This window comes from Pseudoalteromonas amylolytica, assembly GCF_001854605.1.
Taxonomy (GTDB): Bacteria; Pseudomonadota; Gammaproteobacteria; order Enterobacterales; family Alteromonadaceae; genus Pseudoalteromonas; species Pseudoalteromonas amylolytica.
In genome coordinates this window covers 90,184-115,316 of the sequence record NZ_MKJU01000030.1, presented here as the reverse complement: position 1 = coordinate 115,316, position 25,133 = coordinate 90,184, and the positions used below count along the sequence as shown (strand labels likewise).

The 25,133-nt window shown below is 43.4% G+C and carries 26 protein-coding genes; 11 read left to right on the top strand and 15 right to left on the bottom strand.

Annotation, left to right across the window (positions count from 1 at the left end):
• Positions 1 to 149: 149 nt before the first annotated feature.
• A complete protein-coding gene (locus BET10_RS16415; RefSeq protein ID WP_070986678.1) occupies positions 150 to 1,526 on the bottom strand; it encodes a TIGR03503 family protein in 1,377 nt (458 codons plus the stop codon).
• Positions 1,527 to 1,537: 11 nt separating this feature from the next.
• Entirely contained in the window at positions 1,538 to 2,245 is a 708-nt protein-coding gene (gene dnaQ / locus BET10_RS16410) for a DNA polymerase III subunit epsilon (protein ID WP_070986677.1), read from the bottom strand.
• 70 nt (positions 2,246 to 2,315) lie between these two features.
• Here dnaQ and rnhA point away from each other — a divergent pair, with 70 nt between their 5' ends.
• On the top strand, positions 2,316 to 2,795 hold the full coding sequence (gene rnhA, locus BET10_RS16405; protein ID WP_070986676.1) for a ribonuclease HI: 480 nt from the start codon (positions 2,316 to 2,318) through the stop codon (positions 2,793 to 2,795).
• A 9-nt stretch (positions 2,796 to 2,804) separates the two neighbouring features.
• On the opposite strand, the gene BET10_RS16400 is transcribed toward rnhA, so the two are convergent.
• A complete protein-coding gene (locus tag BET10_RS16400; protein ID WP_070986675.1) occupies positions 2,805 to 3,560 on the bottom strand; it encodes a class I SAM-dependent methyltransferase in 756 nt (251 codons plus the stop codon).
• A 52-nt stretch (positions 3,561 to 3,612) separates the two neighbouring features.
• Between BET10_RS16400 and gloB the strand changes: the two genes are divergently transcribed.
• Together gloB and BET10_RS16390 are read left to right on the top strand one after the other, a co-directional pair.
• Positions 3,613 to 4,380: a hydroxyacylglutathione hydrolase gene (gene gloB / locus BET10_RS16395; protein ID WP_070986674.1), complete on the top strand. Its 768-nt coding sequence runs from the start codon at positions 3,613 to 3,615 to the stop codon at positions 4,378 to 4,380.
• An 85-nt stretch (positions 4,381 to 4,465) separates the two neighbouring features.
• On the top strand, positions 4,466 to 6,031 hold the full coding sequence (locus tag BET10_RS16390) for a lytic transglycosylase (RefSeq protein ID WP_070986673.1): 1,566 nt from the start codon (positions 4,466 to 4,468) through the stop codon (positions 6,029 to 6,031).
• A 74-nt stretch (positions 6,032 to 6,105) separates the two neighbouring features.
• Here BET10_RS16390 and BET10_RS16385 read toward each other — a convergent pair whose 3' ends face one another.
• From BET10_RS16385 to BET10_RS16375, 3 genes are read right to left on the bottom strand one after another with little or no spacing between them, the layout of a single operon-like run.
• Positions 6,106 to 6,549 carry a flavodoxin gene (locus BET10_RS16385; RefSeq protein ID WP_070986672.1) on the bottom strand — a complete coding sequence of 148 codons (444 nt, stop codon included), beginning with the start codon at positions 6,547 to 6,549 and terminating at the stop codon, positions 6,106 to 6,108.
• Complete coding sequence (gene truC / locus BET10_RS16380) at positions 6,549 to 7,283, bottom strand: tRNA pseudouridine(65) synthase TruC (protein WP_070986671.1); 735 nt, start codon at positions 7,281 to 7,283, stop codon at positions 6,549 to 6,551. Before truC ends, BET10_RS16385 begins: the two co-directional genes overlap by 1 nt.
• Positions 7,277 to 7,612, bottom strand: a complete 336-nt coding sequence (locus BET10_RS16375; protein WP_070986670.1) for a YqcC family protein — start codon at positions 7,610 to 7,612, stop codon at positions 7,277 to 7,279. Before BET10_RS16375 ends, truC begins: the two co-directional genes overlap by 7 nt.
• 128 nt (positions 7,613 to 7,740) lie before the next feature.
• Between BET10_RS16375 and BET10_RS16370 the strand changes: the two genes are divergently transcribed.
• The 3 genes from BET10_RS16370 to BET10_RS16360 all read left to right on the top strand — a co-directional run bounded on the left by BET10_RS16370 (position 7,741) and on the right by BET10_RS16360 (position 10,187).
• Positions 7,741 to 8,769, top strand: coding sequence for a DUF3549 family protein (locus BET10_RS16370; protein ID WP_070986669.1), 1,029 nt, complete (start codon positions 7,741 to 7,743; stop codon positions 8,767 to 8,769).
• A complete protein-coding gene (locus BET10_RS16365) occupies positions 8,770 to 9,075 on the top strand; it encodes a DUF3301 domain-containing protein (protein WP_070986668.1) in 306 nt (101 codons plus the stop codon).
• Between the two features lie 74 nt (positions 9,076 to 9,149).
• The gene (locus BET10_RS16360; RefSeq protein ID WP_070986667.1) at positions 9,150 to 10,187 is read left to right on the top strand and encodes a S66 family peptidase; all 1,038 of its coding nucleotides are present in this window, start codon (positions 9,150 to 9,152) and stop codon (positions 10,185 to 10,187) included.
• A 599-nt stretch (positions 10,188 to 10,786) separates the two neighbouring features.
• Here BET10_RS16360 and BET10_RS16350 read toward each other — a convergent pair.
• A complete protein-coding gene (locus BET10_RS16350; RefSeq protein WP_070986665.1) occupies positions 10,787 to 11,437 on the bottom strand; it encodes an N-acetyltransferase in 651 nt (216 codons plus the stop codon).
• Between the two features lie 102 nt (positions 11,438 to 11,539).
• Here BET10_RS16350 and BET10_RS16345 point away from each other — a divergent pair, with 102 nt between their 5' ends.
• The 3 genes from BET10_RS16345 to BET10_RS16335 are packed head-to-tail and all read left to right on the top strand — an operon-like array spanning position 11,540 to position 12,851.
• Positions 11,540 to 11,767: a DUF2789 domain-containing protein gene (locus BET10_RS16345; RefSeq protein ID WP_070986664.1), complete on the top strand. Its 228-nt coding sequence runs from the start codon at positions 11,540 to 11,542 to the stop codon at positions 11,765 to 11,767.
• A gap of 48 nt (positions 11,768 to 11,815) precedes the next feature.
• On the top strand, positions 11,816 to 12,076 hold the full coding sequence (locus BET10_RS16340) for a hypothetical protein (RefSeq protein ID WP_070986663.1): 261 nt from the start codon (positions 11,816 to 11,818) through the stop codon (positions 12,074 to 12,076).
• Between the two features lies 1 nt (position 12,077).
• Positions 12,078 to 12,851: a Zn-ribbon-containing protein gene (locus tag BET10_RS16335; protein ID WP_070986662.1), complete on the top strand. Its 774-nt coding sequence runs from the start codon at positions 12,078 to 12,080 to the stop codon at positions 12,849 to 12,851.
• A gap of 1 nt (position 12,852) precedes the next feature.
• On the opposite strand, the gene syd is transcribed toward BET10_RS16335, so the two are convergent.
• A complete protein-coding gene (syd, locus tag BET10_RS16330; RefSeq protein ID WP_070986661.1) occupies positions 12,853 to 13,392 on the bottom strand; it encodes a SecY-interacting protein in 540 nt (179 codons plus the stop codon).
• A 61-nt stretch (positions 13,393 to 13,453) separates the two neighbouring features.
• On the opposite strand from syd, the gene queF reads away from it, so the two are divergent.
• A complete protein-coding gene (gene queF / locus BET10_RS16325; protein WP_070986660.1) occupies positions 13,454 to 14,299 on the top strand; it encodes an NADPH-dependent 7-cyano-7-deazaguanine reductase QueF in 846 nt (281 codons plus the stop codon).
• Here queF and BET10_RS16320 read toward each other — a convergent pair.
• From BET10_RS16320 to BET10_RS16310, 3 genes are read right to left on the bottom strand one after another with little or no spacing between them, the layout of a single operon-like run.
• Entirely contained in the window at positions 14,286 to 15,155 is an 870-nt protein-coding gene (locus BET10_RS16320) for a peptidylprolyl isomerase (RefSeq protein ID WP_070986659.1), read from the bottom strand. The genes queF and BET10_RS16320 overlap by 14 nt on opposite strands.
• Before the next feature lie 50 nt (positions 15,156 to 15,205).
• Positions 15,206 to 18,883: an autotransporter assembly complex protein TamB gene (tamB, locus tag BET10_RS16315; protein ID WP_070986658.1), complete on the bottom strand. Its 3,678-nt coding sequence runs from the start codon at positions 18,881 to 18,883 to the stop codon at positions 15,206 to 15,208.
• Positions 18,883 to 20,619 (bottom strand): autotransporter assembly complex protein TamA, encoded by a 1,737-nt coding sequence (locus tag BET10_RS16310; RefSeq protein WP_070986657.1) that lies wholly within the window; start codon positions 20,617 to 20,619, stop codon positions 18,883 to 18,885. Before BET10_RS16310 ends, tamB begins: the two co-directional genes overlap by 1 nt.
• Before the next feature lie 162 nt (positions 20,620 to 20,781).
• Here BET10_RS16310 and BET10_RS16305 point away from each other — a divergent pair, with 162 nt between their 5' ends.
• Complete coding sequence (locus tag BET10_RS16305) at positions 20,782 to 21,111, top strand: ribonuclease E inhibitor RraB (protein ID WP_070986656.1); 330 nt, start codon at positions 20,782 to 20,784, stop codon at positions 21,109 to 21,111.
• A 32-nt stretch (positions 21,112 to 21,143) separates the two neighbouring features.
• Here BET10_RS16305 and radD read toward each other — a convergent pair whose 3' ends face one another.
• From radD to pyrC, 4 genes are all read right to left on the bottom strand, one after another.
• Entirely contained in the window at positions 21,144 to 22,889 is a 1,746-nt protein-coding gene (gene radD / locus BET10_RS16300) for a DNA repair helicase RadD (protein ID WP_070986655.1), read from the bottom strand.
• Positions 22,890 to 23,003: 114 nt separating this feature from the next.
• On the bottom strand, positions 23,004 to 23,309 hold the full coding sequence (locus BET10_RS16295) for an H-NS histone family protein (protein ID WP_070986654.1): 306 nt from the start codon (positions 23,307 to 23,309) through the stop codon (positions 23,004 to 23,006).
• Positions 23,310 to 23,512: 203 nt separating this feature from the next.
• A complete protein-coding gene (locus tag BET10_RS16290; RefSeq protein ID WP_070986653.1) occupies positions 23,513 to 23,722 on the bottom strand; it encodes a cold-shock protein in 210 nt (69 codons plus the stop codon).
• Positions 23,723 to 24,039: 317 nt separating this feature from the next.
• Positions 24,040 to 25,080 (bottom strand): dihydroorotase, encoded by a 1,041-nt coding sequence (gene pyrC / locus BET10_RS16285; protein WP_070986652.1) that lies wholly within the window; start codon positions 25,078 to 25,080, stop codon positions 24,040 to 24,042.
• Positions 25,081 to 25,133: the final 53 nt, after the last annotated feature.

The following is a 25,133-nucleotide window of genomic DNA, read 5'->3' as shown; positions in this document are numbered from 1 at the left end:
GCGACCCCCGGCGTGACAGGCCGGTATTCTAACCAACTGAACTACCACTCCGCATTATTCTTGCTACCAGACTGCTCCCTGACAGCGGCGTGAATAATACGAATCGACCCCATGAGAGTCAACAGTTTTTTTGAAAAATACCCGCTTTTTTAGTCATCTGACATCGAAAGGTTCAAAATATCACCTGATTTATCATTTTTTGAACCACTTTCGTCTGAGTTTTGTTTTTGAGTTTCACTTTTGGGTTCTGTCGATTGTTTGTCTTCACTCTTAGATTTACCAAAAGGTAACTTAAACTTTAGATTAATTGGTTTATTTTGAATCAACACACGTACCGCGACCCACCCTGCCAGCAAAATAAGTAGGTTCCCCAATACAATTATACTGACCACTAGAGGCGTATTGATCTCAGGTTCTGGTTCTGGCTCAGGAATGAGTATGGTGTTGATTGGCACTTGTAGCTCTGGCACCTTTTCTATTGGCCGTTCAATTTCAAACTTATATTCAGGCAAAGTTGCCATGAACTCGCGGCCATTAATATTTTCACCAAATGCTGAAAGCTCAACACTATAACGACCCCAATCATAGTTCTTAATAGCAAGTGTTCTATACAAGCGCTCTTTTGGCTCTATGGTAAAGGCCTGCTCCTCGCCATTTGGATAGAAAATCTTACCTTGGAATATAACACTTTCAGGTTTAACAATTTCATTGTCGATCTTGATCCTCAACTCATGTTCAAACTCTTCGTTGTCAGAAAGAGTCAACTCGAAATTGAACGGGGGCTCAGAGAGTAAAATCGGTTTGCCCACGACCTTGCGCTTAACAAGCGGTGTTTCAATAAGAAACTCAGGTCGCCACTCTCCTGCTGGAAATGACAGTTTAAACTCTCCTGTGAACACACCGTCTAAAGGACGCTCATCAAAATCTCTACCATCATCTTTAAATTCTGTGACACTCTGCGTGCCTGCCCCAAAGTTGGCGTAGTTGTCATTGTTCGTACTGACAAAATCAACCACTAAGGAGATGACGTCTCTGAAATAGCCAATTTCGATTGGTTTGCCATCATTGGTGACACGTCCGGTAACTTTTAGGGTCTCCCCCCTAAAAATGAGGGGTGGCAGAGCCTCTACTTCCAGTTCAATCTCCCCCACCACCATCACTCGGCTACCATCTTGGATACTACCTATCACTTGCCATGGGCCAGGTGTGGGATTAGAAATCACGACTAAGTCAAAGCTAACTTCGTCATACCACTGTAAGCTGTCATCACGTAACGCATGTGTTGCATAAATTTTACTACCATCAGGTTGCACCAAAACAACCGCGGGAGAGCCTGGTTTGCGAAAAAATAGTAACGAGATTTTTTCAACCTCATGATCAATTCGAAAGCGGTTGTCCAGTAGTGGCACTTCATTTGAGACTCCGTCACGCTCTAATACTGTCACTTGAGGAGTGGCAAGTGCAGAAGTAGTAACCAGTGTCATGGTGAGCCATGTCATAACTAGAACGAACCACAACCGTTTCATAATTTACCTCACTAATTTTGCCACAAGGTTTCGCCATTTTTATTGACAACCTGTAGCCTGGCCAAATGGGCCTGTAACTCTTCATCTGTGGCTTTGACAACTTTTAATGCGGGCCTATCCGCAGCTAAACGACGAATACCGCCACTGTCATTTTGTTCATTACTGTCATTACCCGTTGCTAAGTTCAGCTTAACCTGGCCGCCAGTCATACCCAGATAAACATCTGCCAGTATCTCAGAATCCAGTAATGCGCCGTGCAATGTTCGCTTTGAGTTGTCTATGTCATAGCGTCGACATAATGCATCAAGGTTATTCTTCTGACCTGGGTGCAAATTTCGCGCCATAACAAGCGTATCCAACACCTCACAGTAATCATGTGTTACAGGAAAGCCTTGCTTAAGCATAGCAAACTCATGGTCCATAAATCCGACGTCAAAGGGCGCGTTATGGATCACCAGTTCAGCACCTTTTATGTAATCAAAGAACTCCTGAGCTACCTGATGAAAAAGCGGTTTATCCCGCAAAAACTCATTGGTGATACCGTGAACGTCAATCGCTTCTTCTTCTATTTCTCGTTGCGGATTGATGTAAACATGAAAGTTATTACCGGTAAGTCGGCGATTCACAAGCTCCACACAACCTATCTCTATGATCCTATGCCCTGCTTTAGGGTCGATGCCTGTAGTTTCCGTATCTAGGACTATTTGTCGTTTTAGCATATCGTCTGGTGCCCAACTTTGTTATGGTTAGCCATTAATACATATATTCTACATAAAAACAGGTCTATTCGTGCAAAAAACCGTAGAGATTTATACTGACGGATCGTGTCTTGGCAATCCAGGTCCTGGTGGCTATGGCATTTATATGAGTTACCAAGGTCATGAAAAAAAGCTCTCACAAGGCTACCAACTGACAACAAACAACCGCATGGAGATGCTTGCCGCAACCGTTGCTCTAGAAACACTCACCAGAGCGTGCCATGTCATACTTTATACCGATAGTCAGTATGTTAAGCAAGGTATTGAATCTTGGCTTGAGAATTGGAAAAAGCGCAATTGGAAAACAGCCTCTAAAGCCCCAGTCAAAAATGTAGATTTGTGGCAGCGGTTAGACAGCGCTTGCCAAAGACACACCATTGAATGGCGCTGGGTCAAAGGCCATAGCGGTAACCAATACAATGAGTTAGTTGACGACCTTGCCCGTGAAGCTGCGTCATCACATAACTTACTGATTGATGAAGGATATCAAGCCCAAGTAAAAAACAGCTAGCAGACCGAGTTACTTTTCATTTGATGAGCGAGTTTGCGTCAGCCGTGCACTTTTCACTGCGGGCGCCCACTTTGGACGAGCGTGCCATTTGGGTTTTATAGGCGTCAGCGGTGCAACACGTTTGCGAGCCACCAACATATAACAACTTCCCATTGGCTTTAAATACTGGCGACAAAAACGTCGCCATGGAGCAAAGCGAGATAAACGACTACCTCGCGCAAGGGAGGCGTGAATAAATCTCTCGTCGGCTAAGATTTCGAACCCCAATAAATCTAACCAGTCTTTAACCCGTGAGGGGGTAAAGAACCGCCCTGACCAAGGTAATTTTTCTTTACTAAAAGGCAATAAATTTGCCAAACCACACAAACTAAATGGATTAAACCCTGTTATTACTATGTAACCGCCGGGAATTAAGGTACGGTGTGCTTCACGCAATATGTGATGCGGATCAGAGTGATACTCTAGGCACTGACTTAAAATGCATGCATCAACGCTATGCTCTGAAAATGGCAACTCGTCAACTTCAGCTACTACACCAACATGTTGCAACTGATGTGGAGCAACACAAACCTGATGCTTGATAGCACTTTTGGCAGTACTGATTTGGCCGCTAAGACTCCCTAACTTCAACATGTGATAGCCAAACATGCGCGGCAACCATTTGCCTACACGCCTTTCTACCCCAGCCCTTAAATAGTCGCCGTGGGGAAAATCTTGCCACTCTAGCGGCTTTGGACCTTGTTGAAAACTTAAGGCTGGTTTCATTGAGTTTGCCCGTTATACTATTGCTACCGTTCACTTTATAGAGCAATTAACTATGGTGCAAGTCGAGCCAATAAAAGCTTTCCAAGATAACTATATTTGGGCTATCCGAGACACCAAGCAAAACCTTGTGTGGGTAGTTGACCCAGGACAAGCGTCTCCAGTCATGAATTATTTGGCACAGCACAGTGCAAAACTGCAAGGTATTTTGATCACACATCATCACTGGGATCACACTGACGGCGTGTCAGAACTCCAAACCTTTGCACCAGGTATCCCTATTTACGGCCCCAAAAGCTCACCTTTTGAAGGAATAACTCAGCCACTAGTCGAAGGGGATGAAGTGAGTGTTCTGGGCAAACAGTATTCGATTATCGAAACACCAGGCCATACTCTGGATCATATCTGCTACATCAACGATCAACACAGCTTTACGGGAGACACCCTATTTAGCGCAGGTTGTGGACGTCTGTTCGAAGGCAACCCAATACAAATGTGGCAATCCCTACAAAAGTTGCTTTCCCTTAGTGATCACACGCAAATCTATTGTACCCATGAATATACCACGGCTAATTTAGCTTTTGCTCAGGCCGTTGAGCCAGATAACCAAGATATTCAAGATTATCAACAATGGGTAAACCAAAGACGTAACCAAGAGTTGCCAACCTTGCCCACCACAATGGCTAAGGAGCGCTTGGTGAACCCTTTTTTACGCGCTGATCTCGAGCATATCTGTAAGCACATTCCAACACAGTTTACGCGAAACCAGAGTGACCCTTGGCAGGTTTTTGCAGCTTTGAGAGCGTGGAAAGACGCCTTTTAATCTGTAGGCTATACTAACCACTTTAAATATATGTACTTAACAGGTAGTATTGGCGGGTTTTTGCTTGACTAAAAGAAAGTTATCTATGAATAAATTGTCCATTTCTGTTGTATTAGCAGCGCTACTGAGTAGCGGTTGTCAGACACTAACTCCTGTAGATAAGACTACCGAAGAAACGCTATCGCAGCTTAATAACGCAAGCCCTGCAGAGATCAGTGACACCTTGCTTAGTGCAATTCAAGAACCAATAGAAGCGGATGAGCCACCACCAGTATTTGACGATGTGTGGGAGCGCATTCGCTACCAACTTTCTATTGATATTCCGCAGAATCGCCCCGTGGTTGCGGAAAGAAACTACTATCAACGCCATCAGGCATATTTAAACAGAATTGCCAAGCGCGCGGAGCCTTACCTCTATTTTATTGTGGAGGAAGTTGAAAAACGTCAAATGCCAATTGAAATTGCATTGCTACCCATAGTTGAAAGTGCATTCGACCCATTTGGCTATTCACACCGCAGTGCATCTGGAATTTGGCAATTTATGCCACAAACTGGTGAGCGTTTTAATCTCAAGCAAAACTGGTGGTACGACGGCCGCAGAGACATTGTTCAATCTACTCGTGCAGCACTAGACTATCTAAGTTATCTACATAAAACCCTTGAGGGCGACTGGCTAAATGCAATTGCGGCCTATAACTCGGGCGAGGGTCGATTATTAAAAGCAATTAGAAAAAATCGCAAAAAGCACCTGCCTACGGATTTTTGGTCATTAGACTTACCAAAAGAAACAACCGCTTACGTTCCTAAGTTGCTAGCTCTGTCTGATTTATTAAAACGACAGGATGAGTTTAATGTCAGCTGGAGAAAGATCATCAATGCACAGGTGGTTGAGTCTGTAGATATTGGCTCTCAAATCGACTTAGCAATGGCCGCCGATATGGCGGATATTTCTCTTACGGAGCTTTATCGACTCAACCCAGCTTTCAATCGCTGGGCAACCGACCCGAATGGCCCGCACTCGTTACTTCTTCCTGCAGACAAAGTTGATGTATTTAAAGAGAAGTTAGCAGCCACATCTGCTGAAGACAGGCTTCGCTGGCAACATTACACGGTTAAAAAAGGCGATACGCTGTCTGTAATTGCAGCGAAGTTTTCGACCAGTCCTAGCGCAATACAGTCGTTAAATAAGCTAAATTCACACATTATCCAAATAGGCCAGAACCTACTCGTTCCTCTTAGCGAGGGAAAGCTTAAAAGTGAACACTTACCAACCAGTGTACGTAGTGCAGTGGCTAAAGCACCTCAAGCGCAGAAAACACACATTGTCACCAATGGTGATACTTTGTGGGACATCAGTCGTGAATACGATGTGACTATTAAACAACTTGCACGTTGGAATAAGCTAAAGCCCAACTCGATTTTGCGTTTAGGGCAAAAACTTACAATTTATCAAGAGGCAAAAGCACAAAAAATTGCTGCAACTAACCGTACGATTACTTACAAAGTAAGGCGCGGAGACTCATTAGCACGTATCGCTTCTAAGTTTAATCTGACGGTTAAAGAGATTGTAAAGTGGAATGACCTAGCAGGCCAAAAGTACTTGTACCCAGGTCAAAAATTGAAGCTTAAAGTTGATGTGAAAAACTCTTAAAAAAGCGCCGTTTGGCGCTTTTTTATTCGCTGTCCGCTATTATGTAGCTACAACATAATAGCATGAGGCTGCTATTATAAGTGTGCAGCCCAACGCATGAGCCATGGGCCTGTAGGCTCCCACGGTTCAAAATGCTCACACGCATCGATATCTAGGCGCTCAATGGGAATGGTCGCATTAAGCTCTTGAACCAAAGCATCAATTTGCCGCCCTGCGCCACAAAATGTTTCTCCATAGCTAATATCTCCCAGTCCAATCACACCGACTTTCTTATTGGTAAGCATTGGAAACTGGCTTTGCATCTGCATAAACAGAGGTTGTAAGTTCTCGGGTAAATCACCTGAACCTGTTGTCGAGGAAATAAACAAAATATTGCTGGCATTTTGCAGCTGCTCCATCGTTCCCCCTTCGTATACAGTTGCTTGGTGACCAAGACCCTCTAGCTTATTTTTAACTTCGATAGCTAGGTTGTCGGCATTGCCGTACACACTACCCACAAAAATAGACACAGACGCCATTATTCGTAATCCTTTTCAGTAGTTGGCCAGCCCAATTGCGCACAAATAGACAACATAGCTTCACCTAGGCTCGCTTTAATCGTTATGGTTTTATTTGTATAAGGATGAACAAACTTAAGTGAAGTTGCGAACAACATCAACCTTTGTAATCCAAAGTGCTCAAAAAAGAAGTGATTATGTTTGTTATCACCATGATTCACATCACCAATAATTGGGCAAGATAAGTGCTTTAGGTGGCGGCGAATTTGATGCTTTCGCCCTGTTTTTGGAAAGCACTCCACTAAAGAGTATCGAATACTCGGGTATTTCCCGAATGGGATAGGCAAACTGGCTTGATGTAGGCAATTAAACTGCGTTTGCGCTTCCTGCGGCGCTTTGTTTTGATCCGCAAATTTGTCCGCTATTTTATCTAGCTCTTCCTTGAGAGGTTTATCCAGATAGACAGACTCAGGCGCAAACCCCCTAACAAGTGCTAGATAGCGCTTTTCAATGTTGCCATCGATAAATACCTGATTCATATCACGTGCTGCCTCAGAGCTCAAAGCAAACAGTAACACACCCGAGGTTGGCCTATCCAAACGATGTACAGGGAAAACATGCTGACCAAGTTGATCTCTTAGCATTTGCATCGCAAATTGCGTTTCTCGTTTGTCTAAAAAGGAGCGATGTACCAATAAGCCCGATGGTTTGTTAATCGCGACATAATTCTCGTCTTGATAAATGATCTCTAGCATATTTCACCTTTTGACAAGCTCTCATCTAGTCTTGAAAGAATATGCTTAACACTTGCAACGTGGCCATGAGCAGAGAGTGAAACCTCAGCCATCGGTGTTAGCGCTATATTCCTTGGCAAATCAGCATGTTGATTGAGAAGTTGCAACATTTTAGGAATGAATATAAATTGTAGCCACTGTTCAAAGCGCAACGTATCACAGCAAAATGGCTGGGCAGATTGCAGCAAGCTTGGGTCTATTGGCTGTGTTTGCCAAAGTGAAGCTGACTTAAGTATTTGCTCCAACTCTTGGACAAGTTTCATAACATGTTGATGAAACGAACTGTTCATTATCAAAACTCTGTATACCTTTTAATGGCGCAATTATACCTAAACTGCCATTCTTTACCCATAGCTTGCTTATCAGAGATGCGAATAACAGGTATAATCTCGCGCTCTAATCATTAAGTGGGTGAATCATGACAGCGCAAATTTCTACTTTAGGCGAACTTTTGAGTGCCGCGGGCACACAGTGGCGAGTATATGATATTGGTCGCAGGATCACGAAAATCGACAAACAACACTTTGCGCAAATTGAAACAACACAAGCCCCCTACCCATACCCGCTTGGTGGACATGCGTTACTGGCCATTCAATTTTGGGATAACCAAGCCACCGTTGACCCGTATGTGTGGTTTTTAAAATTTCCACTGGATGAGCAAAGCAAGCTGATAGTAGCCAGCCGCGACCACTTTGCAAGCATGGTATTAGAAGCTTTGGGAACCGAGTTAACAGGCCAGCAAGCCGACGGAAAACTTGATAATAACCCCTATGTTTTTACACCGAATGCCAATAAATTAGCCGCTTTCAATGCCTTGTTAAAAACCGAGCTAAAACGCCCTGCGTCGCAATATTATGAATACACTGAGCTGTACTTTTCTGGCAAATTGCCAGCTGATGACTGGCAAAGCCTTGCTGTTCAAGGCCTTGCTGACTTTGCGTTTCGCCTTGATCATGGCCAAAATAGTGAAAACTTACAAGCCATTTGGGCTTCACTCCCGCTTGAAGTGAAACAACCTCTGAGCGCAATGTTAGAACACGTTGCTATCGACACCCGTTTCTCAGAGAAGCTACAAAATGAAATAAATAACAGTATCAATGAAAATAATCTTGATGAGCTAGTGTGCAACCTCAGAGCCATCTCTGGCAGTCATGCGCAAGGCTTGTTGGCACAAAGTGTTGACACTATTTTGAGCAGTGAGTACGGCAGAGAATCTGACATTTTACTCACTTTGGCTGGACGCTGTTGGGAAGTCTTTTTAGACTCAGAGCGCCTATTTAAATTTTTGGAGTCAGCTGCTCAGAACACAAAAATAGAGGGCTTATTTGCAAGTATTTTTGCAGATCTAGTTGCAATTCCATCTTTGCGCCCACATGTTTTAGGCATTCTAAGGGCAGAAAATCGTAGTGATGATTTGTCTCGCGCAATTGGCAGGTTATTTTCATAGATGGCAACACTTTGGCTTTTTATTTTCGTAGGTGCGGTAATAGCACTATTTTGGACCTCTCGACAGGCCGCTGAAGCGGCTAAAGATCACGCCCAACATCAAGCTGATAAGCTGCAAGTTCAGCTTCTGAGTGTAGCGTGTCAAAAACGTCGGCTAGGCATACTCAAAAGTGGTAAGCCTGGTATAAAAAGCCAGTTTATTTTTGAATTCAGCTCCGATGGTGAAACCGTTTATCAGGGCGTATTACACCTTGAAAATAGCCGCTTAATGAAAGCTGATATTCCGCCACATCGTATGGCATCCTAGTACTTAGAATTATATTGATTCCAATATAATAGCCGCTTATTCTTGTAATCTTTTGCTGACTAAGGATAGCGCTTGTGAAAAAGCCATCTTATTTGCACTCTGACAGCACTATTGCCATTGTTTCTCCATCTTGGGGAGGACCGTCTACATTCCCACATATTTATCAGCAAGGCATTAACAACTTAACAGCCCTTGGGTTCACAGTTAAACCCTATCCCACCGCCACGATGGATGCTGACAAACTATTTAACAATCCCAAGCTACGTGCCGATGATATCAACGCTGCGTTTTTAGACCCAGAAGTGGACGCGATCATAGCCACTATTGGTGGCTCTGACTCAGCGCGAATATTGAAGTATTTAGATTTGGACATGATCAGCCAAAACCCAAAACTCTACATGGGCTACTCAGACAGCACCAGCTTGACGACAACATTGAATCAATCGGGTATCGTTACCTTCAACGGTCCGTCAGTGATGGCTGGATTCGCGCAACTACACAACTTTGATGATAGCTATCAAAACTACCTTAAGACATTTTTAACCACTAACCCAACCACCCGCACACTTCCTACATTTAGTCACTTTTGTCATGGCTATCCTGACTGGGCAAACACGGCCCATACGGGGCTATGCCATCCATTTATTAAAAGTCGCGGGCCACAAGTGTTACAAGGGAATGCTCCCGCAACTGGCAGATTATTTGGCGGCTGTATAGAAGTGTTAGAAATGCTTAAAGGCACAGATTACTGGCCAGATTTCAGTTTCTGGCAGCAAAAAGTACTCTTTTTGGAAACTTCACAAGAGAAGCCATCAGTGGAGTACATACGTTACTGGTTGCGAAATTATGGCGTAATGGGAGTATTTGAGCAACTCAGTGCCCTGCTAATTGGCCGACCAAGAGACTATAGTGAACATGAGCAATATGTATTGGAAGAAACGGTGCTAAACGTTGTCAAAGAAGAGTTTAATAACGACCAATTAGTGGTGATTGCCAATTTAGATTTCGGCCATACCGACCCGCAAATTGTACTGCCGCTGGGTATTCAATGCAAAGTCGACCCACAGCAAGGCTCTATTACGCTAATGGAAAAGGTTTTTAGTGGCCAATGAATGATATGTTGAGCTGAATAATAAAGTGCTAGAAAAAACTAAGGCGCAACCACTGTCGCGCCTAGTTCTGACTACATCCATGATGGGTTTTCCATTCCCACTGCGTGAAGCCACCTTTTTTTTCATCCCCTGAACGGGTATACATCCTAGACATACCCCTGCTTTCTTCCTTGTTTGCTTTCCATGCCACTTCCTGTGACCTATCCACTTGCCGACTTGGCCATTCCTCTTCACTCTTCCTGAGCGCACCTTAATCGCACGCCATGTGCTTGTCCTACCGTCCTTGCGTATATCTTCCTGATATACCCTCACTCCCTGTGAGTTCCTAATTCAATCCTTGCTCCCTTATGCTCCTTGCAATTGCAGCTTACCTTACCCTCTGCACTCCTTTGACGATTCCTAATCGCTTTGTCGTCCTGACATGATTAATTCTACGCGGTTATTCGTGCTTCAAAAGGCAAAAAAGAGAACTTTCTCACTGAAATATTTTTGCAAAAATAATAAAACACATTCATTACAATGGCTTAATGTAAAAAAAACGACAAATGACAACAGTACAAAACACCTTAGCGCACATTCATGTAGGAAAAGTCTTACACCTAATTTTCCGATCCGTCTGGTTGTTGTTTCTTAAATAATAACTCCCCTGTCACTTTCTCAAACGAAAGCTGCTTTATTACCTGATAACCATGACCTAAAAAGAATGCTTTTTGGGCCGTTTGCGTAATAAAAACAGCCATGCCGCTGATATCTTTGTTGCTTGAGATCAAATCGTCTAACCCACTGAGCAAGTAGTGCCCAAGCCCTTGCCCTTGCACATGTGGGTCAACCGCAATAAAGGCAAGAAAGTAGTAGTGTCCATATTCTTCTAACGCGTCTCTGATGGTGTTTTCTTTTTCGATTAATTGCTGGGTTTGCAGATATCCTGCACTAAGCATTAACCGCAAACGCCAATGCCAATACCGCGATGCTTGTAGCTCCGTCTCTGACTCAAGTACACATGCAACTGCGTATAAATTAGCGCCGTCAAACAAACCCACCATCGGCTGACGCCCCTGCCCAAAGCTTGCTAGCTCCTCTCTAATAAAAGCTCTCAATTTCATTTCGTAGCTACTGTCGTCTTTTGCAGATAGCACACTACGCAGCACATCATCGTCATGATACGCCTGATATAACAGGCTTGCTGCAACACGCATATCTTCTGGTGTTAGATATTTCACTGCGAGGTTTTGTTGTTGTAGAACACGCATAATGTCCCCTTATGTTGTTGTTATTAGGGCAAACGGATTGTTGTTAAGTGCACTGTCTACTATAGTTACAGAGTGTTTTTTAGGCAACTTACGGAGTGATTTATGGATACCAGCAAGCACAATCTTGCCACTTTATTTGCTCAATTAGGGTTAGACAACTCACCTGATCAGATCACACAATTCATTAATAAGCATCGCATTGCTGACGATATGCTGCTTGCTGAAGCCCCCTTTTGGAATGAAGGGCAGCGACATTTTATCGAAGAATCCCTGCGTGAAGATGCTGATTGGTGCGAACTGATTGATGAACTAGATGCCATGCTACGCTAACATTTTGAGCTATGGTATGATGCGCTTTATTTGTGTGGAGTAAAGCGCATGCATCCTGCAGTACAAAAGGCAATAGCGGACTTAGTTGTAGAAGGAAAAACCCCAAGTGTTGCATTAACCAAAGCCCGTTTAAATGGCTCGGTTCCCATGCCTGTAATCATCGCAGGTCTTAGTGCCTATAAGAATAACCCAGATATAGTCAAACAGCCTTTGCAGCCAATTTCAGAGCAAGATACGCCTTCCCAGAGCCAGCTTGATAGAATAGAGCAAAAGCTTGATAGACTACTAGCCCTAATGGAGAAGGGTTAATATGTTTGTAGTAGACTTAACATTCGATTGCTATCAAGATACAACCCTCGATATGGCTGAAGTTGCCATCAATCGAGTGGTTAATGCGCTTCGCTTTAATGGTCAGATCATCGGTGATGAATTTCCAACTGTGCTAAAAGATGGTTACTTTATCACTCGGGTAATGTGTCCGCTGGAAGATGCCTTGCACCCGCTAAATCACAGCCCTTTTGTAAAACATGCAATTGACCAATTGCAAAAAGCCGGACTGCTAGCACCCAAAGTTAAGGTCATCGGGCAAGATATCCATGCGAATGGGGCCGATCAATGCACTGAGCCTTCTAGCTATATTTTATATACCACATATGTACACACATGTAGTCCATTATATTGTGGTGATGACTTTCTACCAGTACCACTTTACAAGATCCCCGCTATCGCCAACGGTGACTATAAAGCCCTCATAAAATGGCAAGAAGATTGGCAAGCGTGTGACCAAATTCAGATCAATGGCGCAACGCGCTGTGAGTTTGCGGCGCTGGAAGAAATATCAAGTATCAATAGTGATCTATTCAGACGAGGCATGGATCTCTCAAAGCGTATCCGCTTCTTAACGCAAAAGCCCGTATACTACTATCTTTACCGCGTTGGCGGTGAAAGCCTAGCAGCAGAAAAGCAACGCAAGTGCCCAAGCTGTCATGGCGAGTGGGCTCTGAGCGAACCTTGGTTTGGGCTGTTTGATTTTCGCTGTGACAGCTGTGAGCTGGTATCAAATATTTCTTGGGATTTTCAATAAACTAGAACCTGACTTGCTGTAAAAACTCCGCTAAGCTCGGGGCTAATACATGGTGTGGTGGTTTCCCTACATATTCGAGACACACCTCACCACTGTTTAGCTTTACACAAAGCAACAGGTCATCTTGTTCCGTCAGGCCTATAAATACGGTTTCTTCTTGCTTTAACTTTCTCTTCATTAAAACGTGGCCGGTAATATTCTGCTGTAGTCGCTCATAATCTTCTTGGTTCCAAGCCTGAAGCAACTCAATTTGATGTCCATCTACCTTTGCAACAACATTACCCGCAAAAAACGTGCTGTAATACTCATCCAACTCGTCAGGGAAAGTGCACTCTAATGCTACAGCCAGTTGTTGCAAGTTATTTGTGTCGGGCTGCGCTGAGGCTTGCCATTGAATACGTTCATTATCAATGGGGTCGCCGACTTCACAAGGACTTGGCCATTGAGGGTCATAGTACATACAAGGTAATGACTGATGTGCATGTTGATAATGCGCCGAAAAGTTTTCATGTAATTGGGATAAAATTTGCTTTATAGCCATATACTGCCAACCGTGTTGGGATCCGTTATAATGTCGCCATTGTAACCACAAATGGTGAAACATGACAGATTACACAAACGCCCCTGAACTTAAAGCCTCTGTATTAGGTAAAACGACTGAGTATGCATCACAGTATGATGCGTCTTTACTACACCCTATTGCGCGTAAGCTTAACCGTGATCAAATTGGTGTTGAAGAATCAGCCCTGCCTTTTAAAGGTGAGGATACTTGGACGGGCTATGAGCTATCATGGCTAAACCTAAAAGGTAAGCCACAAGTTGCTGTAGCAAGCTTTGTATTTCCTTGCCAAAGCTCACATATTATTGAATCTAAGTCTTTTAAGTTGTACTTAAACAGCTTCAACCAAAGCCGATTTGAAAGTGCCGAAGCCGTACAAAATATCCTAACAAAAGACTTATCAAAAGCTGCCAATACACAAGTTAAAGTGACGCTATATAAAGCGAGTGATTATGCTTGTTTGCCATTTACTCAAATGCCCGGTGAGTGTATTGATGACCTTGATATTGATGTAGATATATACAGCCCTCAGGCTGGGATCTTAAAAGCAGCAAGCACAAACATAGTGACCCAAACTCTACACAGTCACCTATTAAAATCAAACTGCTTAATCACATCACAACCAGATTGGGCCAGCATTGTCATTTCCTATACAGGCACCCAAGTTTGTCGTGAGTCACTATTGCGCTATCTCATTTCTTTTCGCAGTCATAACGAGTTTCATGAACAATGTGTCGAGCGCATCTATTGTGAACTGATGAACACCTTTGACTTTGAAAAACTCGATGTTTACGCTCGGTATACTCGACGAGGTGGCTTAGATATCAACCCCTATCGCTCCAGCGACCAAGATAGCACCGCATATCAGATACGTACTAATCGGCAATGAAGCTGTGCACTGGCACTTTAATTGCGCACACATCCGCATAGTCAGGCTTGGCCACAAACCAAGCCTCTGGCCTGTTTTTTCTTGCTGCTATCAGCGCTTTAAAGTCATTTGTGTCAGTATTAAATACTTTAAACCTCAGTTTATCCTCTTTGCTTATATCAGCTAACACTTTCACGCTAGTGATTGGGTTAAACTCCTTATTTGACTCAGGCTTGCGATCAAGCTTTTGGATATGCTCCATACCGTGCAACACTTGGCCAAATACCGTAGTATTTTGATCTAAATAACGTTGTGGTGTAAGCGTCACATAAAACTCAGTCCCGCCAGAATTTGGGGCGTCTTCCCGAGCCATAGCAAAAGCCCCTGTGCAGTGGGTTTGCCAAGTGTGCGTACCACTCTCATTTTGCGCAACGGCAAAACCATTTAGAAACCCTGTACGCTGTGCGTAACCGTCAACCATATCGAGTGTGGTAATGTTAAGTGGTGCTTTGCTTTTATAGATAAATTCTGCAGTTAGTTGTTTTTTAGCTTTAAGCGGCTGTTTTTTAGCACTTTCGTCACCTCCCTGTGCAACAAACCCCTCTACAAACCGGTACACACTAAGTCCATCATAGAAACGTTCGCGGGCAAGTTGCTTGATATTGTCAACGTGCAAGGGGGCAAGAAGTGGATTAAGCTCAACATAGAGTGCACCTGTCACAAGTTGAATTTTTAAGACATTTTCAATATCCACCACTCGCCATGCCGAATCACTGGCCTGTGCCACTATTTCATGGGGGGCTTTGAGCTCATTAGCATCCACCTGCATTGCAGGCAATGTCAACATACCGATTGCTAAGTAACGATAGATAGGCATGGTGTATTCCTTTTTATTATTTTTGTGGTCTCAGGGAAGCATTGGCGCTATTAATCCCAATCGAACTTATACAGTAAATCAACACTGTCATATAAACCACTGGTTGCTTCTATATAAAGCTTTGAAAACACTCGATAGCGCACTGCCACTTCACTCAACGAGTCAAATACCCCCACACGATAACTGACTTGTACACTTGGAGTCAGATACCCAGACACTTCAACCTTTGTCGAGTCACCACTGCCTCTGGCACCGAGTGATACATCGCTAAACCCTAGTTTTTCTCCTGTCTTGGCCACTAGGTTTTCGCTACGATTTAAACCTTGCGATAGTAACAATTGCGTGAGGATTGCATTATTTGAGCTTTCCCCCTCACCAAGCGGCTCACCATTGAGTAGATATACAAGTGCCTGTGACTGGTCCATTGCGGGTTGTGAATAAATCGAAAATCGCGGCGTACTAATGCTGCCAGACAATTCAATGCCTGCTTCAACGCCATCGGCAGTCACCTCTGGATTACGTATGGCACGTACATTTAAATAGGGTTTATCCAAAGCTCCATTAAAGCCTATTTGCCCTGTTTTTATTAGTAGATCCTGACCAAAAGCACGATAACGCCCTTCAAGAAGTGATAACTCACCACTTGCCAATATTGCTCTAGCGGGCACCTTGGTTACATCTAAGTGACCGGTAATGTAACTGTCCAAACCTAATGCTTTTACTCTGAAATCATCGCCCACTAACACATCAACATCTATTGAATAAGCGATAGGTGAACGGCTCTCTCGCTCTTTTTGCGCATCGACGATAACTTGATCCTCGGATACTTGAACCGCCCCTGCTGGGATATCTTTGATTTCAATTCGACCAAAGGGCACGAGTAATTTACCGACGACCGAAGCTTGTTCATTACTATAATCAACCGTGATATCAGGGGAAATTGCCAATTCCACATCAGCTTCGGGTGAGAGTAAAAAATCTTGTCCTTTAGCCGTAATACGCGCAGTTATCTGTGGCGTCCAGACCATAAATCCATCTAGCGCCAAGCTGCCCCCCTGCACACCTTGCAACTGTCCTGAAAGATAACCTTGTTTGCCATCAAATTTAACGCCTAATGTCGAAGAAACCAGAGAAATAGGAGAAATTGGTGTAGCAAAAGCTATGTCAGAAATATTAACCTCACCCGACACCTCAGGGCTACGCACATCTCCTGATAGCGTAATATCACCACTAATATTGCCCGCCAGTTTTACCGATTGTTTGAGGTTTTTGCTTAAAATAGGCGCCAGCGGCGAAAGCGACATGTGCACAATGTCTATCGTAGCTCGAACCGAGTCTGTACTTTTCGCAAGCAATGGAAACTCTAGTAGTCCTTCAACGCGCCCCAGTACAGATGAATTAACTTGCCAATCCAACGTTGCTAGTTGGTTGTTGCTGCTCAGTTGGGTGGTCAAATTCTCAACGGGCAACGTGTGTGTTTGTCCTTCATGTTGGCTATGCACCTTTAGCTGCTGCATTTGTAGCTGACCGTTCACCTTTTCCAATAGCCCACCTTGCCAAGCCACTGACAGCGCACCATGAGCAAACCCTTCTAGTTGTGCTTTATCAGCAAGCCAATGATTGATGTCTTTGAGCAAAAGCTGGCGTACGTCGACCTTGGCGTCTCCTGTACCTTTGATTAGATCCTGCTTGCCAGCAACGCAAACTTTGCTGCTCACAAGTTGCCAACAATGATTATCTACATGAGCAAAACCTTGTGACACCTTGATCTTCGCAGACTCCAGCAAGGTCAACATTTGTTGTTGATAACTCAGTTGTGCAGTCTTGAGCACACCTTGCCATTGTTGTTTTTGCCACCCGCCGTTGATGCTAAGCGAAGCCTGCAAGTCACCTTCTGTGCCTATCTCCAATGTATGTTGTGTCACATCCCCATCTAGTGACAAGTGCACATTACTCACTTGCGAAGCCCCATACTGAATATACTGAGCTTTGATCTGTGCATCGGTTTCCCAATTTGTGGCGCGATTGGTTTGCACCTCCAGCTTTACATTCCTAGCTGTCAAATTGTCAAAGCCAAACTGTTTAATATCAATATTTGCTGTCACTTTTGGCGCATTGTGAGCGCCACTAATTGTCACGTCCCCAGTGGAGATCAGATCTACCGGAATCAATGCATCATGCTGGTGATTAACATCAATTTTTCCCGATAAAGTAAGCGCTTTGCCAAGCTTACCAGACACCCGTAAGTTACTTGGTCCATAGTTCAAAGTGAGGCTATTAAGCTGTCCCTGCAAATGCTGATCTAGACTGAGTTGAGCATGGGCTGTAAGGTCTTTGCCAAGCAACTTCCCAGACGCCTTTAATGCATTTACATCTACCTGCCATTGCTTACCAGCTACACGAAAATCCGCACTCAGGTTAGCGCTAAGCGCCGTATTAGGATAGTCCGATAAAAACATATTTATCGGCAGTGGACTAAGCTGCGCGTCGACTTTTCCTGTTATTCCTTGCTGCCAGTTCAGTTGTGCTGCCAATGTTGAGATTGACTCCTCCCATTGTAACCGTGCGGCACTGATGTTAACGCCACTCAACGTCCCCTGTAACTGCGTCGTAAGATTGATAGGCGTTTGTGGGGCAGTAAGTCCAGTCAGCGCTAGTTTTGCAGAATAATCGTTAACATTACCGCTAAGATCCATTGAGGCTTGCTGAATATGTAACTGTTCCAATGGCGCTTGCAGCAATTCATCTAGTTGCCAAGAATGCGCCACTAGCTTTATATCAAACGGCCAGTTCTGCTGAGTTAAGTCTATTTTACCTTGCAGTTCACTTGGATAAGCCCCGCGGCTTGTTACTTCCAATTTCAAGTCAGACAGAGGGCCAGACATACCTATTTGCAACTGGTTATCATCTTTATCTAATAACGTATCCACTTGAAACTGCCATGCTTTGGACCAACTTATCGTGCCCTGTGAATCTGCGCTTACTCCCATCGCTTTTGCCGCCAGTGTGTGCCATTTAAGTTGCTGTGAATTTACTTCACCTTGCAGTACCAGCTCATTAACCACGGTCGTTTGTTCGCCTTGCACGACCTGTATTTCTCCAACCTTTAGATCTTCAAGCGTTACATCTAAAGGGACAACCACAGGTGCAAGTGCTAACCCCGCTAAACTGCTGGGTATAGTCTGAGGCTTATCTTCTGTTGTTTCAGGTAGCTTTAAATTCACTTGCTCAACAAGTAGTTTGCTAACATTGAGATGTGACTCTTGTAGCTGCACTGCACTTTGCAGCTTTTCAATATTGAAGCCCTGCTGATCATAGACCACATCGATATGTGCCACGTTAAAATCGTTAATCCCAATGGAGAATGGTAAACTGATAGGCGCTGTTTTTTGTGATTGCTCATCGACAGCCTGCGCTGTGCTGCTTAACGCAACTTTTAGCTGCTCGGCTGATATATCTAAACAAAGTGTTGCACAGCTAAACCATTCCAGTGACACCTTAAGCGCCTGCGTATTAAAGACTAATTGTTCGCTACGATAATCTATGTCTATTTGAGTGCCTGATAGTAACCGACCATCTGCCAGCTTGACCTTCAACCCAGATACCGTACTGTTTGCAATCCCCACCAGTAATTGGTGACCCGGTGCGGTCGCAACAATACAAAAAATAACCACCCCAATAGCCGCAAAACCACCGAGTATTTTTTTAAAGCGTGACATAAGAGACATTAAATTTCTGGTCCTATAACAATACTTAGACGGGTACTTTTACTTTCTTTACTCAGCCCCCATGCATGGTCAATACGAATGGGGCCCACAGGGGTGATATAACGAAAACCAAACCCAGCGCCCACAGACCACTTTTCCGAAAAGTCGTTTGTGGCGGTACCCGCATCGATGAACACGGCCGCACGCCAGCTGGGCAAAAATTGGTAGTTATATTCCAAAGAGCCTGTTACGAGATACTTACCACCCACTTCCTTATCGTCTTCTTTTGGACCAATAGAGCGATAAGCAAAACCTCGAATACTTTGGTCGCCACCCGCAAAAAAGCGCATATTAAACGGCACTTCATGAATATCATCCACAACGATAGCCCCAAGGTTAATGCGGCTGATCACAAAGTGCTGTTGTTGGTAATTGCGCAACCAAGCATTGTTCCATCGTGCTTTTAATAACGATGTCGATGACACCAATGAATCGCTGGCAACTTCCAATGATAGTAATCGTTCATTTGCCCAATATGGGGTTGTCCCCCCTTTTGTTTGCTTTTTGGCATAACTTATCCCCGGCAGTAGCATTTCGGTTTCGAAGCGTTCACCATCTTGTTCCGTGTTCTCATGCTCGCGTTTGATAAAAGCCGTGCGGATCCAGTTATCATCCGTTAACCATTGTCGCTGTAACTGTATGTTCCATATTTTGCTGTTGATCCCTGCTTGAATATCATCGTTGAATTGATAGCCACTCAATACGCGCCAAACATCGTTATTTGGGTCTGCAACAGGGATAGTATAACTACCCGTAATATCCTGGCGACGCTCAGACACAGACAGGTTGCTTTCTAAAAAGTGCCCATCATCAGTGATCCAAGGCTTGCTCCACTTTAAACGAGCCTTTGCCCCTAAATCTGTACTATATCCGCCACCGACCTCAAAACTATTATCAGGCTTATCTTGCACATCGACCCGCACTGGTAGTACCCCATCGTGGCGGTCTTTTAGCTGCGGATAAACTTTGGCAGAGCGAAAATAGGGAGTGGCATTTAGTGCTAGAGTGTAGTCGGACAACAATCCGCCTTGGAAAGGTGTACCTTGTTTAAATGTCGCTAAAGAACGGATGTATTGTGTTGCTTTTGTATTTTGACTCACTTGCAACTGACCAAAACGATAGCGTTTACCTCCGTCAAGTTGCCAATTAACGATTGCTGTGCGTGCACCTTTATCAATCAACAACTCACTACGTTGCCATTTAAAATCAAAATAGCCGCGCTCAAGCAGCAGGCTCTCTAAACTCGACTTGGCCTGTTGATAGAGATCGTGACGCACCGTTTGCCCTACTTTTATAGGTAAATCTGCAAGTAAGTTATGTAACGCGTCGTCATCTTGTGCCGGACCTATCATATTGACTGCAATTTCATTCCAGCTCAGTGGCTCACTCATTTCAATATTGAGTTGTAGCGTATTGTTGCTTGGTGTAACAATGAAAGAAAGCCGACTATGATAATAGCCAAGTGCTTGCATTGCTTGCTCAACAGCTTGGCGCATTGGATCTAGTTGCTGTTGCTCAAATGGTTGTTCTAAGTAGTGGCTGATATACCGACTAATATTGTCCTCTAACTCACTCTCCACGCCCTTTATATCAATATGCTGCAATTGCCAGTGCTCTTGCATCTGAGGTTGCGCCAGAGCTTTACTATGTATATTAACAAGTGCTGCAAGCAGCACAAATATAACGGCCTTAAACACTTACCATCTATTCCTTATCTAAAACTGGGCACATTCTACCATATTCATTCACAACGCCCTATGAACATTACATGCGCAATCAAGCGCTAATTTCTCCTTGCCTCTTTTTATTTGCTCGCGAATAGCCGACAATAACCATAATTGAGTTACTTGGACCTAAATATGCAATTCCCAGATGATGATAACGGCCAACTTCTAGCAGAAATGGCAGAAGCAGGCATTGACCTTACGCAGTTTCACACGGTCGATTTTTTCATTCTCTTTGAGCAAAAGCCTCAGGCAGAGTCTTTTATAAAAGCGATAGCTGAAGACGAGCTTGCACCACATACCCAAATACAACAGTGTAAAGACACTGGTGTATGGGAAGTGATCACATCAATAAAAATGGTGCCTGAACATCAGTTACTTGGCCAAACAGAACAATATCTAGAAAGCATCGCAAATAGCCATGAAGGTTATGGTGATGGTTGGGGTATAATGGCATCTGAATAGTGCGCCTAACCCTAGAGCCCAGATAATGGGTTCTAGGATTTATCGGCAACTCTATACTGACCCTGGTAATCAAATATTTTTTCACTAACCTGCCAGCCGTATTTTTTGTGCTGCTTGGCCACAACAAAGTCAGGTGCTTCTAATAGATGAGACATCTCATACACTTGCTCTGCACTTTTCCAACTCACTTGTGTACTTCTGCCTTTCAGCCGTCGGCTGAAATCACGATTAAAAACATAGCGGCTTTTAGGGTTCGCTAAGTCATAAACCTCATCACAACTTGCGCCATCTTCATCAAAGTAGGTAATTTTTAGTTGTTGTGCTTTGAGTAAGGTCACACTCAACCCACTACACCTCAGCACCATAGCATTTTTTAAATTTAAAGCGGCTCGTAGCTTATCGTCAGGATCAGCCATGACTTCGCCGCACTCGCAGCATTGCCGTGCTGCAATATCGTTTTCACAGCCACATGCCGGACACTCTTTAAAACGAAAGCGATAATCACACTGTTGCTGCTCGGGCGGCTCACCTAATAGCCCTTGGCATCGGCGTCCATAGTGTTCAATGAGCTCTCCCTGCTCATTTAGCTGACCCCAGAAAATATTTGCAAAACCACAGCCTGGACATATAACTTGTACCGGCTCACTTTGAGAGTTTGGCTTCTTTGTGCCCACTTCAGGGTGAAATAAATTAAAGTCATTGCCCGCATAGTCCAGTACTAAACAATCTTTTTTTCCTTGCGATAAGCGCAATCCTCGGCCAACGATTTGCTGATATAAACTCACCGATTCAGTCGGACGTAAAATAGCAATCAGATCAACATGAGGCGCATCAAACCCTGTAGTTAATACAGATACATTCACTAAAAATTTTAACGTCTTATTCTTAAAATTATTAATTATATTATCTCTGTTAACAGTTTCTGTCTCACCAATAATTAATGCCGCACTATCTTGGGGTAAATAACTAAATATTTCTTTTGCATGCATCACGGTCGCTGCAAATATCATCACCCCACTACGCTGTTTACTCTGTTCGATAATATGAGAAACAATACTAAAAGTTGCACGAGTCTGAGCTGATAACAAGGTATTCATGTCTTCTTGGGAATATCTGCCAAATTGATCGCTTTTTAGAGAAGTAAAATCATAATGACTAATAGCCGGATTAACTTCTTTAGGTGGTGTTAAATAGCCATTCTTTATCATATAACGTAAAGGCAGTTCATAAATACAACGCTTGAACGGACTATCTGGGGCTCCCCTAATGAAGCCATGGTAATGATTGTGATAAATCCATCCCATACCCAGTCGGTAAGGCGTAGCACTAAGACCCAGCACCTTTAAATGTGGGTTGTAAGCTTTCAATGCTTTAATGACCTTGCCATACTGACTATCATTTTCACCACTCACACGGTGGCACTCATCAATTATGAGCAAAGAGTAATAGTCTGTGAGCAACGTTAAGTTTCGTGCTAAAGATTGCACACTCGCAAAAGTAACTTGCTCACACAGGCTCTTTTGTCCAAGCCCTGCCGAGAATATACTTGCTGTTAAACCAAAGCTGGCATATTTTTGCGCATTTTGTTCCACCAGCTCTTTTACATGTGCTAAAACAAGAATTTTATGCCGCGCAAGGCGTGCTAATTCTGCAATAACCAAGCTCTTTCCAGCACCGGTTGGCAATACAATAACAGCGGGGTCATCACACTCTCGAAAATGAGCAATGGTATTTTGAACGGCTTCTTGTTGATAAGGTCTTAGCGTATAGATACGCACCTCTCAATATTGAAAACTGAGAAAAGATTGCACGATTATACACATAATAAGTTAGGCTTCGAGACAAAAGGCCCATTATGGGCCTTTTAAAAATATGCTTGCTTAGTTTTTCAACTAGATGGTGTAGTCATCTAAATTAACACCCACAAATGCTTTTGGTGTTTTACCACGGCCAGTCCATTCGAAGACTTCACCATCTTTTTCAATTCTATATTTAGGTTTAACTTTTGCACGTTTATCTACTGGTGCGCCAGCAACAAGATCATCAAGGGTTAAACCTTTTTCCTTGATCAGTGCTAATACTTCCTCTTTTACTTGCTGCTGTTCACGCTGAGACTCAATCGCGTCATTTATTAATTCAGCTGCTTTTTCCAACTCAGTAAAACTTGCAGATTTGATAAAAGATTTAATTTCTCGCATTGATTGTTCTCTTAAATTATCAGGTTGATACCTAAAAAAGGTATAATATAATTAAAAATTGAAAGGTTTGTACTCATATTTCAATTACTATATTTTTGCATATAAATATAATAAATCAAATTATATTACGTGGTTCTGATAAAATAATTAGAAGTGTGAATAAAATAGGAGCAACAGAACGTTACTCCTCAGGTATAGTGAAGTTATAACACAACTACATTTTCTGCTTCAGGGCCTTTTTTACCTTGCTTAATATCAAACGACACTGCTTGGCCATCACTCAAGGTACGAAACCCTTCGCCCGAAATAGCGCTGAAGTGTACAAACACATCAGGACCGTTCTCTTGTTCAATAAAGCCGAAGCCTTTTGATTCGTTAAAAAACTTTACTTTACCTGTTTTAGAATTAGACATACCTATTATTCCTGTAAGTCAGATCAATTTAACACTCGCCTTAAAGGCTTCCTCCCTGAGTTTGCGCCGCAACCCGTCGGAATAATAAATACAGCAAAAAACACTTTACGCTCATTAACTTGTAGCTAATGAAGCTTCCTTACCGCAACTCTTACATCCATAGAACAGCAAAAACTCAAAGCATTCTAAGCCTAACATATAAAATGACCAACAGTACAAATTACCAGCAAAATTAATAATTAAATAATATTATTAAATAAAAAAACGCACTAATAAGTGCGCTTTTTTTATTTAATTCAGGTTATTAGCGATTACAGTTAGACTACTTTCCAAGATATTTCTGCACCAGCTTTAATTGGCACCACATGGCTATCTCCTAGAGGGTAACTTTCTGGAACACTCCAGCTTTCACGCTTTAACGTCACAGTGTCTGAATTGCGTGGCAAACCATAGAAGTCAGGACCAAAATGGCTAGCAAACCCTTCTAACTTATCCAACGCGCCCGCATCTTCAAACGCTTCAGCATATAGCTCTAGTGCTGCATGTGCAGTGTAAGCTCCTGCACAGCCGCATGCGGCTTCTTTTTTATCCTTAGCGTGAGGTGCAGAGTCAGTACCTAAGAAAAACTTTTTATTACCGCTTGTTGCAGCCGCTATCAAAGCTTGTTGGTGAATGTTGCGCTTTAATATTGGCAAACAATAATAATGTGGCCTAATGCCGCCTGCCAACATGTGATTTCGATTGTACAACAAGTGGTGTGCCGTGATGGTGGCAGCAACGTTATCTGAAGCACTCTCAACAAACTCAACCGCATCTTTAGTGGTGATATGCTCAAGCACAATCTTAAGTTTTGGAAATGCTGCCACGACTTTAGCAAGTTTGGTCTCAATGAATATCTTTTCCCTGTCGAAAATATCAATCGCTGAGTCGGTTACTTCACCGTGAACCAACAATAGCATTCCCACTTCTTGCATTGCTTCAAGCACTGGGTAAATGTTTTCAATATCAGTTACACCAGAATCTGAGTTGGTGGTTGCTCCAGCAGGGTAAAGCTTAGCGGCAACGATATGACCACTTGCTTTGGCTTTTTTAATTTCTTCTGGTGTAGTGTTATCTGTGAGATAAAGCACCATCAGCGGGGTAAAACTCCCCTGTGGCTGTGCGGCCATAATACGCTCTCTATAAGATAACGCGGTTTGTGTACACGTAGCCGGTGGCACTAAGTTAGGCATGATTATAGCGCGACCCATATAGCGGCTAATGTCTCTAACGGTATCTTTAAGTTGTACTCCGTCACGCAGGTGCACGTGCCAGTCATCAGGTCGAGTAATCGTAAGGGTGTTTACTGTACTTGTCATTGCTCTATTTTCCACGGCTGAATTTGCCCGATCATAGGCAGTTAACACCCCAG